Source organism: Methylotuvimicrobium buryatense, assembly GCF_005931095.1.
Lineage (GTDB): Bacteria > Pseudomonadota > Gammaproteobacteria > Methylococcales > Methylomonadaceae > Methylotuvimicrobium > Methylotuvimicrobium buryatense.
Genome location: NZ_CP035467.1, coordinates 4,071,406 through 4,084,484, shown reverse-complemented (window position 1 = coordinate 4,084,484; position 13,079 = coordinate 4,071,406). Strand labels below are relative to the sequence as shown.

Annotated in this window: 9 protein-coding genes; 7 read left to right on the top strand and 2 right to left on the bottom strand. The window is 49.4% G+C overall.

Features of this window, described 5'->3' with window-relative positions:
- Positions 1 to 60: 60 nt before the first annotated feature.
- Positions 61 to 1,077 carry an AAA family ATPase gene (locus EQU24_RS18320; protein WP_017842169.1) on the bottom strand — a complete coding sequence of 339 codons (1,017 nt, stop codon included), beginning with the start codon at positions 1,075 to 1,077 and terminating at the stop codon, positions 61 to 63.
- A gap of 518 nt (positions 1,078 to 1,595) precedes the next feature.
- On the bottom strand, positions 1,596 to 2,363 hold the full coding sequence (locus tag EQU24_RS18315; protein ID WP_017842170.1) for a P-loop NTPase family protein: 768 nt from the start codon (positions 2,361 to 2,363) through the stop codon (positions 1,596 to 1,598).
- A 462-nt stretch (positions 2,364 to 2,825) separates the two neighbouring features.
- Here EQU24_RS18315 and rlmH point away from each other — a divergent pair, with 462 nt between their 5' ends.
- The 7 genes from rlmH (at position 2,826) to tldD (ending at position 13,076) form a co-directional block, all read left to right on the top strand.
- Positions 2,826 to 3,296, top strand: coding sequence for a 23S rRNA (pseudouridine(1915)-N(3))-methyltransferase RlmH (rlmH, locus tag EQU24_RS18310; protein ID WP_026130333.1), 471 nt, complete (start codon positions 2,826 to 2,828; stop codon positions 3,294 to 3,296).
- Positions 3,293 to 3,868 (top strand): Maf family protein, encoded by a 576-nt coding sequence (locus tag EQU24_RS18305; RefSeq protein ID WP_017842173.1) that lies wholly within the window; start codon positions 3,293 to 3,295, stop codon positions 3,866 to 3,868. The genes rlmH and EQU24_RS18305 overlap by 4 nt, the downstream gene beginning before the upstream one ends.
- On the top strand, positions 3,865 to 5,319 hold the full coding sequence (gene rng, locus EQU24_RS18300) for a ribonuclease G (RefSeq protein ID WP_017842174.1): 1,455 nt from the start codon (positions 3,865 to 3,867) through the stop codon (positions 5,317 to 5,319). The genes EQU24_RS18305 and rng overlap by 4 nt, the downstream gene beginning before the upstream one ends.
- 390 nt (positions 5,320 to 5,709) lie before the next feature.
- Positions 5,710 to 9,528 carry a YhdP family protein gene (locus tag EQU24_RS18290; protein WP_017842175.1) on the top strand — a complete coding sequence of 1,273 codons (3,819 nt, stop codon included), beginning with the start codon at positions 5,710 to 5,712 and terminating at the stop codon, positions 9,526 to 9,528.
- 250 nt (positions 9,529 to 9,778) lie between these two features.
- A complete protein-coding gene (locus tag EQU24_RS18285) occupies positions 9,779 to 10,588 on the top strand; it encodes a carbon-nitrogen hydrolase family protein (protein WP_017842176.1) in 810 nt (269 codons plus the stop codon).
- A gap of 404 nt (positions 10,589 to 10,992) precedes the next feature.
- On the top strand, positions 10,993 to 11,628 hold the full coding sequence (bamC, locus tag EQU24_RS18280; RefSeq protein WP_017842177.1) for an outer membrane protein assembly factor BamC: 636 nt from the start codon (positions 10,993 to 10,995) through the stop codon (positions 11,626 to 11,628).
- 8 nt (positions 11,629 to 11,636) lie between these two features.
- Positions 11,637 to 13,076 (top strand): metalloprotease TldD, encoded by a 1,440-nt coding sequence (gene tldD, locus EQU24_RS18275; RefSeq protein WP_017842178.1) that lies wholly within the window; start codon positions 11,637 to 11,639, stop codon positions 13,074 to 13,076.
- Positions 13,077 to 13,079: the final 3 nt, after the last annotated feature.

Genomic DNA, 13,079 nt, shown 5'->3' with positions numbered 1-13,079 from the left:
AAAATTCTTAGAGCATCATCCGATTAAGTTTCGCGTACAAATGGATTGGAGCAAATTTTCTTAGGGCGCCGCTACCTGCTGCAGTATTTTTTGGCTGAGCTGTTCGGCGAGCAGTGTACGTCTCAATTCGTAAGTCGGGTTGAAAAACACACGGTGCGCGATCGTTTCATGGAAAATTTCGCGGATATCTTCCGGCAAGACGTGCGTACGACCGTTTAGCCATGCCGTCACTCGCGCCGCGCGCATCAGCATTCCGGCACCGCGGGCGCTGGCCCCCGCCAGGATTAGCCGGTCCATGTCGACATTGTCTAATGCAATCGAAAAGTTTTTCGGGAAACGGGTCGCCTGCCAAAGTTGTAAGGCATAATTTTGCAAGGTTTCACTGGCTTGGATGTGGTGCTGAATCTGTCGGCTGATTTCGTTCAATTCTCGGTAGGGGAGGATGCCCGGCTGTATCGTCTCGATCAATGCGTCGACATCGTAAAATCTCGGATTGAACATCAATTCGCGCTGTAGTGCCGGGTCTTCCGGCGTTTCGATTTTCAACTCCATCATGAAGCGGTCGCGGGCCGCGGAAGGTATTTCGAAGGTTTCGTCCTTTTCGACGCGGTTGCGGTCGGCGAAGACCTGTAAATGCGGGAAATAATGCTCACGGTTGAAAGCCGTGACCGATTTTTCGGCCATCACGCGCAACAGTAATGAATGGACCTGGGGTCGGGCGCGGTTGACTTCGTTGAAAAAGAAGGTCGATAGCTCCTCGCCGTGTTTCAGGATCGGCCCGGGGTCGACCTGCGGTTTGCCGGCTTCGTTGATGTAGGTGTGGTAGACCAGGTCGTTCGGCATCAGATCGATGGTGCCTTCGATGCGCTCATAAGCGCCGCCGATGCCGCGTGCGACCGCTCTCAACAAGGTGGTTTTACCAACCCCGACATCGCCTTCGAGCATCGCATGGCCGCGCGCGAATATCGCGGTCGTGACGAGTCGTACCGGACGTTCGAGTCCGATCACGGCTTTGTTGATTTCCTGTTCGAACAGTGCGGCGCGGTTATGCCAATCGGCTAGGTTTCGGTCGGTCATTATGGTGTTTAGTTTAAGTGTTATCGGTAGCATTAATTCGGCAAAGGGCTGCCGGTTGGGATTATTTGGGTAGAGCTTTAACCTCTCGTTCATGAAGGCCCGGCCATCGCCCCGGCAAAATAGTTCTTGGGTGGCGGAGGGCGCGGTCACTCGCCCGACAGGACGCCGTGAATACATCCATGTAGGCTCGACGGCGGCTGTCCTTGCCGCCGACGCCTGTCGGTCGAGCAACCGCTCCCTCTCCGGAACCTACATTTTCTCTGTCGAGTTTCTTAATATCGAAAAACTAGATTAAGATTTCAAATCCACGAACTTTCACAGTAACGTTCATGAAGGTCTAGCCATCGCCCCGGCAAATGACCATCCTTGGGTGTCGGAGGGCGCGGTCACTCGCCCGGCAAGACGCCGTGAATATACCCATTGGAGATCAAAATTCGGCGGCTCTTCGAGCATTGCCAAAATGTGAAGTGCGAAAGATATAAAGCCATCAAAGCCTGTTTGTCAATGAATTGCTCAGGTCAATGCCGGATTCTAACCGGTGCAATCGCAAAGAAGATAAGAAAACCGAAAAAAGAAACGATGGTCAACCATTTGGTTAGGCCGTAAAGTTTGCGAATGCCTCGGTTGGCTTTTTTGACGATTTCGAATTCTTTAAGGTAAACCGTTTCGCAGGCACCGTTGCCGGTGTCGTCTCGGGTAATGCTGGTACCGCGAAAGAAATTATTGCTTTTGTTGGCATATTCGGCCAATACGCCCTTGAAACGGATATGGTCGCCCGGTTCGGCAGACATCAGCGCTTTTTTGATGCGGTCGTCGTCTGTTAGTAAATGATTGTTCGACAGAGCGTTCATCTTGAATAAAGCGCCTGTCTCGTAGTCTTGCCAGGATGCCCAGCATGTCCAGCTATCGTTATGAAACTTCATTTGCCGGTAAACGCCGGAACCGACATTTTTACCCCAGATCACGCATAAGTCGCGAAGATTTAAAAAGTCTTGCCAGCGTTTGTGATGCCAGATGTTGGTGAAGGCATCGGCGTCACTGTAACTGACGACGACGCCGTGTAACTCATAGTCATACAAAGGCGTGATCGTATATTCCTGATCGTTGACCTGAGTCTTGAACGGCTCGGCGTTTATTTTGGCTTGAACCGGTTTGTCTAGATAACCGAGATCGTAAAAAGTCGGCTCCGGTAAACGGTCTTTTTTGAAATAAAGCACGACCGTAAGTAATGCGCCGACAATGAAGAGCCATTTAAATAGCTGCTCGAAAAAGGAACTGGTAGCCATGGTGCAGATCGGTCGTAAAAATTGAAATTATAGTTCAACTGTTAAAATATCAGATGTGCAGAAAGGCTAATTTTACTGTGAAAGTTCGTAGATTGAGATTCTGTATCTAATTTTTCGATATACGGCGCTCGACAGAACCAATGCCGCTTCCGGAGAGGGTGCGGTTGTTCGACCGACAGGCGTCGGCGGCAGGGCAGATTTTTGCTCCTGCAAAATCTGCATTCGCGCCTTCCTTGGCGCTCGAGCCGCCGTCGAGCCTACAAGGACGTATTTACGGCGTCCTGTCGGGCGAGTGACCGCACCTTCCGTTCCGCCTCGAACTTTCATTTGCCGGGGCGATGACGGCTTCTTCATGAGTATTACGGTAAGACTTCCCATTGTTCAAGGTTTTATTTGATGCGTCTCATTAAACGATAGCGTTTGTTTATTGCGCGCTATGGGGCTTCTGTGTATGCTCCGCGCATGCAAATACAATTGATTACTATCGGCAATAAAATGCCGACTTGGGTGCAAGCGGGTTATGATGAATACGCTAAACGGCTGCCGAGAGAGTGCGAATTGGTGCTCAAGGAGATCCCGCCGGGCAAGCGGGGGAAAAATAGCGATTCGGCCCGGATAGTTAAGGACGAAGGCGATAAAATGATCGCGGCGATCGCAAAAGACGCGCATGTCGTTACCTTAGACGTCCCCGGGAAGCTTTTGTCGACGCCGGAATTGTCGGTTGCCTTGAAACGATGGCTCGAAAGCGGGCGGAATGTCGCCTTATTGGTCGGCGGACCCGAAGGGTTGTCCGATGATGCGAAACAATTGGCGCGCGAATCCTGGAGTCTGTCCAAGTTGACTTTTCCGCATCCATTGGTACGTGTGATCGTTGCCGAACAGATCTATCGTGCCTGGAGTATTTTAAATAACCATCCCTATCACCGCGAATGAGTGCGCAAATCCTTTTAGCTTCGGCGTCTCCGCGTCGTCAGGAACTGTTAACGCAAATCGGAGTCAGTTTTAAGATGTTTCCGGTCGATATCGACGAGACGCCTTACTCAGGTGAGGCGCCATTGTCTTATGTTCGACGCATCGCCGCCGAAAAGTCGGCCGTGGCGTTGGAGCGGAGCGATGCAAGGCTCCCGATTCTGGCCGCCGATACGGCGGTGATCTTGGGCGGACGGATCATGGGCAAGCCAAAGGATAAGGCCGATTGCCTGGCAATGCTCGGCTTTTTGTCGGGACGTACGCATCAGGTCTTTAGTGCCATATCGCTTAGAGGGTCTGAGCACTGGCAAGCAGTTAGTATTACCGATGTGACTTTTCGCTCCATCAACGAAGAGGAAATGAACCGCTATTGGCAAAGCGGGGAACCGGCCGATAAAGCAGGCGCTTATGCGATTCAGGGTTTAGGGAGCGTGTTCGTCAAATCGATTACCGGCAGTTTTAGCGGCGTGGTGGGCTTGCCGCTGTTCGAGACGGCTGAACTTTTAGCGAAACAAGGGATAACGATTTTCAAATGAGTGAAGAAATTTTAATCAATGTCACGCCGCCGGAAACTCGTGTCGCCGTCGTCGAAAACGGCGTTTTGCAGGAACTGATCATCGAGCGCAGTCGTCAGCGCGGCTTGGTCGGTAATATCTATAAAGGCGAAGTATGCCGGGTGTTGCCCGGCATGCAAGCGGCCTTTGTCGATATCGGTTTGTCCAGAGCCGCTTTTTTACACTTGTCCGATTTATGTAGTAAAGATTTGGAAAAAAAAGGGTCGGCGAATATCGAAAGCTATCTGCACGAGGGCCAGCATATCGTCGTGCAAGTGACCAAGGACCCGATCGGTTCGAAAGGCGCGCGCTTGACCACGGAAATCTCGATCCCGTCGCGTTATCAGGTCTACATGCCCTATGCGAATAATTGCGGCGTGTCCCAACGGATCGAGTGCGATGCTGAGCGTGCTAGACTCCGTGCCTGTCTCGAATCGTTTCGCGAAAAAAACCAATGCGGAGGCTTTATTGCGCGTACGGCAGCCGAATGCGTCGAGGAAGCGGTTTTGTATTCCGACATGACGTTTCTTCTCAAACTCTGGAAAACGATTTCCGATAGCATCAACAGTGCTCAACCCAAGCAGTTCATTCACAAAGACTTACCGCTGAGTGTCAGAACGCTTCGGGATCTATACAAAGAGGGTATCGAGCGGGTACGTGTCGATTCTAAGGAAACTTATCTCAAGCTGGTCGAATTCGCGAAGATTTTCGTACCTGATATCGTCGATGTGATCGAGCATTACACCGGCGATTGTCCGGTCTTCGATATATACAGCGTTGAAGAGGAAATTCAGCGCGCGTTGGATCGTAAAGTCATGCTGAAATCAGGGGGGCACTTGGTGTTTGACCAAACCGAGGCGATGACGACGGTCGACGTCAATACCGGCAGTTATGTCGGCGGGCGTAATCTTGAGGAGACGATTTTTAAGACCAATTTGGAGGCGGCTCAGACGATATCTCGCCAACTACGATTGAGAAATTTAGGCGGCATCATCATTATCGACTTCATCGATATGCAGAGCCATGAGCATCGCAAACAAGTCTTGCAAGCCTTGGAGCGGCATTTGGAAAAGGATAATGCGAAGACCAAGATTACCGAGGTTTCCACGCTCGGCTTGGTCGAAATGACCCGTAAAAGGACTCGGGAAAGTCTCGAACATATTTTGTGCGAACCCTGTTCGGCTTGCGGCGGGCGCGGTGTTCTGAAAACCGCCGAAACAGTATGTCTGGAGATATTTCGCGAAATTATCCGCGAAGTTCGGCAATATAAGGTAAAGAAGCTGATGGTGTTGGCCTCGAACGAGGTAGTCGAAATGTTGCTAGATGAGGAGGCCGATATGCTTGCGGAACTCGAAGCGTTTTTGAATATTCAGATTAAATTCAGGGCCGAGGGCGAATATAATCAGGAACAATATGACGTCGTGTTGTTATGATTTCGGTTGATGTTGATTGAGTTATTCATACAAAATGCCTCCTGATTATCAAGATGCTTCAGTTTGCCGAAGCCAAGTGTCCGAGCAGTGACCAGTCGTAGTCGCAAAAACTAAAATATGCTGTTACCCAAGCTCCAGCTTGGATAACCTGTTCAGGAAGCTCTAGCTTCCGGGGTGTCTTTCCCAAGCTGGAGCTTGGGAAATAGCGTGATGTGGGTTGGCCGTTTTTAGCTTGACGCGCATGGCTTGCGAACCCCGTCTTGCTAGGGATATGTTGATCTTTGGGCTTTAGCTGAAGAAACTTGCTAATCAGGAAATGCCTTGAATACTTTTTATTTTTCAAACGACTCATGTAGTTTTTCAATATCGCATTAACGAGTTTTTAGCTAAGTGATTCATCACATTACGCGGGCCACGCGAATTCTGCTTTTTGGGTCTTTGATTGCTTCGGCATTAGGCTTGACGGCAGTCCGTTTATTAATGAGCGGGCTGGAAAGTTATAAGTTCGAATTAGAGAGAGAAATTGGGGCGCTCATTGATGCCCCGGTTGAAATTGGCCGAATAAAGACCGGTATGAGAGGCATTACGCCGACGTTAATGCTAAAAGATATCAAGGTGTTGGCTGAGGATGGGCAGCGCTCTTCTACCCCGGTTAATTTTGAAGAGATTCGCTTAAATATTAGTTTATGGCGTGTTCTTTGGACCCGAGAACTTTGGGGGGCATCTTGGATCTCGATCGTAGGTGCCGATGTGTCGATACAGCGAAAACCGGATGGTAGTTTTACACTAGGCGGTTTACAAGCCGGCGGCGAAACCGATTATCCGTTGTGGTTGCTGCAGGGAGGGAAGTTTGAGCTGTTGCATAGTCGTATCGCTTGGCAAGACGAAATGCGTGGCGGCAAACCCATTCAATTTGAACGAGTCGATTTGGTAATCAAAAACGATGGTGACCGACATCAAATTCATCTGCTAACGGGCTTACCCGAAAACTTAGGCCATACATTGCGCGTGTCGATGGAATTGAATGGCAACTTTTTCGAACCCGGTAATATAGACGGCAAATTGTATTTTGAGGGAACCGGAGTTGACTTGGCCGAGATTATGGCGGGCGAATCGCTATCGGATATTAGTATTGAATCCGGGGTTGGCGATCTTAAGCTTTGGACGCATTGGCAAAAAAGTCAATTATCCGAAGCGGTCGCGGAGATTAATCTGTCGCGCGTGGTATTGCAGTTCAAGGCAAAGAATGCTTTAGTGCTGGATAGACTCGAAACGCTCTTTAGGTGGCGCGATGATGGCCGACGTTTGGTTCTGGATGTTGCTCGATTGGCTGTCGAAGGTACTCGGCGGCCTTGGACCGATACGCAGTTTAGTTTGGCTGTTGAGCGAGATACAGAGAATGCGTTCAAGCGTTTGGCGTTGTCGGCGCATCGTCTGGATATGATGAATATTTCCGAGTTGGTGGCTTGGCCAGGTTTATTGCCGGTTGAACAGACGGAACGTTTGACGGCACTCAAGTTGTCCGGAAATGTGGAAGATTTTACGCTTTTTATCGATATTGACAGTCAGCGCTTTGCCGCCGATGGTCTATTTTCCGATTTAGGATTTGCCGGGTTCGATTCCTTTCCCGGGTTTTCCGGTTTAACTGGATATATCCGCGGCAATGATGAGCAGGGCATGGTGCAATTGACTACCGGCCAATCGCAGTTAGCGCCGGATGGGGTTTTTCGGCAAGCGCTATCGTTCGAACGTCTGCAAGGGCGGATCGACTGGCGGCAAACGCTCGATGCCTGGATTATTTCCAGCAAACAAATACGGTTAGATGTGCCGGCCGGGTCAACGATTAGCCGCTTGTTTTTAACACTGCCCAAAAGCGAAGCCTCGCCCGTACTGGAATTACAGAGTACTTTTTCGGTTGCCGATCTTGGTCAGGTTAAAAATTACCTTCCGGTAGGGAGTATCGATCCCGATACTTTCTCTTGGTTAGACCGCGCTTTTATCTCAGGCAGTATTCCGCGTGGCGGATTGTTGTTTTCCGGCGAGTTGGAGCGTTACCCCTTTGCTGAAAGTCAGGGCGTTTTCGAAGTCTTGTTCGATGTTTCCGATATGACGTTGAATTACGACCCGGAATGGCCGAATTTGACCAAAGTTGATGCGCAGGTGTTGTTTTACGGGCCGTCGCTCAAGGTCGATATCAAAAAAGCCGAAACTGCAAATTGCTCGATTAGGCAAGCCGAAATAACTATTCCAATGCTGAATGATGAGCCCAATCTTCTGGTCAGCGGCGTGGCCGAGGGCAGCATTATTAACGCGTTGGATTTTCTGCAGCAAACTCCGATCGGTTCATCGGTTGGGGCGTTGCGAGCCGCAATAACGCCTACCGGAAACACATCTGTTAAACTCGATCTCGATATCCCATTAGTAGGGCCGAAACCGATTAAGGTCGATGGCGAAGCGACGTTCGATCATGCCTCCCTCGTCGTGCATTCATTCGATTTACCGGTAGGCAACATCAAAGGGACTTTAAAATTCAACGAACAGGGGCTTTTCGCCGACAATATGCAGGCGGTTGCGTTGGGGAGCCCGATTCGAGTGAATATCGAAAACGAATCGAAACAAACTACGATTAAAGTCGTGGGGCAAAGTGCCGTTGAGGATCTGCAAAATCAATTTAAGCTACCATGGTGGGGTCTTGTTGAAGGCAATACCGACTATCGGTTGGAATTGGTGTTGCCGGGCGATGACAATCGCACGACTCAATTGACGGTCAATTCGGACTTGAGAGGCTTATCGCTGGCCTTGCCCGACGGACTCGCAAAAAGTAAAGACCAGTCTCGATCCTTATCGCTCGTTTTTGATTTGAGCGACGAGCGATTATTACCGGTTAGATTAAATTACGACAATCAATTGAATGCCGCATTCAAGATTGAGATAGCGGAGCAGGCGTTACATTCGGGGCATTTTCTGTTCGGGGTCGGTGTAGTGGATTATCCGGATGACCCGATTATTAAGCTCGAAGCGAATCGTGATCAAATGAATCTCGAAGAATGGCTTAGTTTTATCGATAGGGGCGGTGTCGCAAAAGAGAAGCCGATACCTGTACACGAAATCAAAGTAAAAACCCGGCAGTTAATTAATAAATTCATGGACTTAGGTCGTCTGGATTTAATGTTGACTCGTAGCGGCAAGGTATGGGTAGGTAAGATCGATAGTTCGGCGGCCAAGGGGGATTTGCGTATACCTGTTGACCGGTCGGGTGAGGATAGCATACGGATGACCATGGAGTTTATCGATCTGACGGCGATGAGCCGCATTAAATTGGAAGGCGGTACCGATAACCTCGCGGAAAAGTTGCCGTTATTCGATATCGACAGCGAAAAAGTGATTTGGCGCTCAAGCGATATCGGGCGATTGGTGTTGCGAACCGTACGCATACCTAAAGGCTTGCATTTTCATCGACTTACAGTTTCCGATAGAAATGAAACAATGAATCTGACCGGGCGTTGGATCAATCAAGGATTGGGCTCTACAACTGAGTTAAAAGGTACTTTCGACGGCCGGCAGTTCGGTCGGTTGCTTAATGAGTTAGGGCTTTATGAAAGTATGAAAGAAACCCGTATTGCCGCAAAACTCGATCTAAATTGGAATGGGGCTCCTTATCAATTTTCATTGGAGCGCTTGCGAGGTAAAGTGGATATCGAGTTAAAGGACGGTAGATTGCTCAGCATAGAACCTGGATTAGGGCGGGTATTGGGTATCATAGCGTTTTCACAGTGGGTTAAACGATTGCAATTGAATTTTCGCGATGTTTACGAGGAAGGGTTAACCTTCAATAGTATCAAGGGACGTATCCATTTAGCCGATGGCATTGCCAGTACCGCAAATTTAGAAGTCGACGCCGTGCCGGCCAAAATAACGCTTTCCGGGAACGCCAATTTGAACGATAAAACGCTGGATCAACAAGTTCGGGTCGTGCCTAAAAGTTCCGATGCGGTTCCCATTGCTGGTACAATTGTCGGCCGTTTAGCCGGTTTGATTGCCAAGGCGGTGACGAAAGATTACCAGGAGGGCTTTTTTTTCGGGTCTCAATATCGAATCATAGGTTCTTGGGAAGAACCGCAAATAATTCCTTTGCGTGAAGGCGACGGTTTGTTTAACAAAACCTGGCAAGGGCTTACCGATTTTCCGTGGACGGAAAATAGCGATTAAGGACTTCCCGGTATACGCGGAGTATAAAAACAGGGTAGTTATACCCATCGTAGATCAAAATTCGGCACCGGGTTGCTTGTCAAAGGACGTCGTGAACCCATTACCTTTTTAAGCATCGCCCAGGCTTGAAGTGCGAAAGGTATAATGTTCATAAGGGTAAGTATTGAACGAAAACATCAACGCATCGTTATGCATTGAGCGATTCTGAATAAAAATTAAACTGAATAAAAATTAAAACAAGAGTCTTTAAATGAGTAAATGTGCCGCCATACAAATGGCATCGAGTCCCAATGTGGGGGCGAATCTTTTAGAAGCCGATAAATTAATCGGCGAAGCGGTAAATGCCGGAGCGAAATTGGTTGTGTTGCCGGAAAACTTTGCCTTGATGGGTGAAAACGAGACCGATAAGTTAACGGTCAAGGAAGTCGACGGGAATGGTCCGATACAAGATTTTTTAGCGTCGACCGCACTCAAATACAAAGTTTGGGTTGTCGGTGGAACGATTCCGTTGGCTGGCGATAACGATAACAAAGTCAGAGCTGCCTGCCTAGTTTATAACGACCGTGGCGAGCGCGTTGCGCGTTACGACAAAATGCATCTATTCGATGTCAGCGTGCCCGATACCGAGGAAGAATACCGCGAATCGAATTCGATTGAGCCCGGATATGATCCGGTTGTTGTCGATACACCTTTCGGTAGGTTGGGGCTGTCGGTTTGCTATGATCTGCGCTTTCCCGAACTTTACCGTAATTTGGTGGCGAAAGGCGCCGAAATTTTGTTGGTACCTTCGGCGTTTACTGCACAAACCGGTGCCGCGCATTGGGAAGTCTTATTGAGAGCGCGAGCGATCGAAAACTTATGCTATGTCATTGCGCCGAATCAGGGCGGCTTTCATATTAACGGTCGTAAAACTTTCGGGCATTCGATGATTGTCGATCCGTGGGGTGTGGTTTTAGGTTGTCATAAGAATGGCGGCGGCTTCGTTTGCGCCGATATCGACCACGAACGCTTGGAAAAAGTTCGATTGTCTTTCCCCGCTTTACAGCACCGGAAAATTTAAATTTCGATTGGTTTTCGGTAAGCAGTTAGCGGTGAACTGATAGGAATTATGATCATCGCTTAATTTTATGCTGTTACCCAAGCTCTAGCTTGCACTGCCATTAAGTTAAGCCGTTCGTGGTGAGCCTGTCGAACCATGGACGGCTTAACTTATCGACCCAGGATTTTTCCATTCACCCTTCGACAGGCTCAGGGCGAACGGAAAAATCCTTAACTTAATGGCAGTGAGCTCTAGCTTGGGAAAGAAGGTGATGCAGGTTGGCCGTTTTTAGCTTGATGTGCATGCCCCCGGTGCCTTCTTAGACACTGCCGAAATTTGAAGTGCGAAAGGTATATGTACGGCTAAATACTTAGCGAGAATATTATTGAAAAATCAATTTTTACGGTTACATTGCTTTAAATGTCATGATGCCATCGAATAGAACCATCGTTAAATTTTGCGGCGTGTTGTTGTGGCCGGCGGTTCTGGTGAGCTGTTCCGAAACTGAAGTCCGTTATCGGGATACCTTGCACCTGGAGCGGCCGCCGGAATTCGAGGGCGCTTTAAGCGAGCAAAGCTTACAAAAATCGGTTGATCCTGTGTTGACAACCTTATCGATTCAACAAGGCTTAGGCGATAAAGTTGCGATCGAACAATCGGCGCTACGAACCAAGCTGATCATCAAAGAACCTTTTGAAAAAGCTTGGTTCATAATGGAATTAGTCCTAAATCAGCAACGCATCGAAATTACCGATAGGGACCGCGATGCGGGTTATTACTACGTCCGCTTCGATCCCGACGACAACGAGGCGAAAGGTTTTTTGGGGTGGTTATTTAGAGACGACGATTATATCGAGCGAATTTATTCGTTGCAGTTATCCGAAGGACAGTCCACGACGGAAATTACTGCGGATATCGTGACTGAACAAGATGAAAAAAATCCGTCCATACCAGGTGCGCCAGAGCCGCTCGAGGACAATAAAAAAGACGGGCCAGAACGGTTGCTGCAGATGCTCTATGAGAAATTGCGAGACGGCATACCGAAACATCAACGGCAATAATAAACAGTATGGAAATTTTAAATATAGCGAAACAAACGATTCTTGCGCCGGCAGGCTTGCAGGAAAAAGATATCGAGCGAGTCATGAGCAGTTTGCTCAGTGTTCCGGTCGACGCCGCCGATATCTATTTTCAATCCAGTCATTACGAATCCTGGATTATGGAAAGCGGCATCATCAAAGAGGGCAGTCATAATATCGAACAAGGTGCCGGCGTGCGTGCCGTCGTCGGTGAGAAAACCGGATTCGCCTATAGCGATAAACTTGAATTGCCGGTCTTGCTCGAAGCGGCCGGTAATGTCAAAGCGATCGTCCGGCAAGGACAAAATGCGCGTACGGCCATCGCCAAGCAAGCCGGCTGGCCTCGATATTACCATCCTGTTAACCCGCTCAAATCTCTAGCGGATCAGCAAAAGGTCGATTTGTTACATAAGGTTGACCGAGAGACCCGCAAGCTCGATAGTCGCATTGAAGAAGTGATTATCAGCCTGGTCGGTGTTCATGATAGTGTTTTAGTCGCTAATCAAGACGGTTCATTGGCTGCCGACATCCGTCCGTTGGTCCGTATGAACGTGAGTGTCATCGTCGAAGAGAACGGACGCCGCGAGCAGGGTAGCATGGGCGGCGGCGGACGTTGCGATTACGGTATGTTCGTAAACCAGGATAAAGCATTGGAGTACGGCCGAGAAGCGGTTCGGCAGGCGTTGGTTAATCTGGATGCCGTTGATGCGCCGGCCGGCAGCATGACTGTAGTCTTGGGGTCGGGTTGGCCAGGTATCCTATTGCATGAAGCCATTGGGCATGGTTTGGAAGGCGATTTTAACCGCAAAGGCACATCGGCCTTTAGCGGACGTGTCGGCGAAAGAGTGGCATCCGATTTGTGTACCGTGGTCGATGACGGTACGCTCGAGGGACGTCGCGGCTCATTGAGTATCGACGATGAAGGCACGCCTACCGAAAAAACCGTTTTGATTGAAAACGGCATATTGAAAGGCTACATGCAGGATAGATTAAATGCCAGGCTGATGGGCGTATCCCCGACAGGTAACGGCCGGCGCGAATCTTACGCGCATTTGCCGATGCCGCGCATGACCAACACCTATATGTTGCCGGGGCCGCACGATCCTGAAGAAATCATCCGCTCGGTCAAAAAAGGTTTGTATGCGAAAAATTTCGGTGGCGGACAGGTCGATATCACCTCGGGAAAATTCGTGTTTTCAGCCAGCGAGGCCTATCTTATCGAGGACGGCCAATTGACGCGCCCCGTAAAAGGTGCGACGTTAATCGGCAATGGGCCGGATGTCCTGACTCGAGTGTCGATGGTCGGTACCGATTTGGAACTCGACAGCGGCGTCGGAACCTGCGGGAAGGATGGGCAAAGCGTGCCGGTCGGCGTCGGCCAGCCGACCTTGAAAGTCGACGCGTTGACGGTCGGCGGTACGAGTATTTGATGG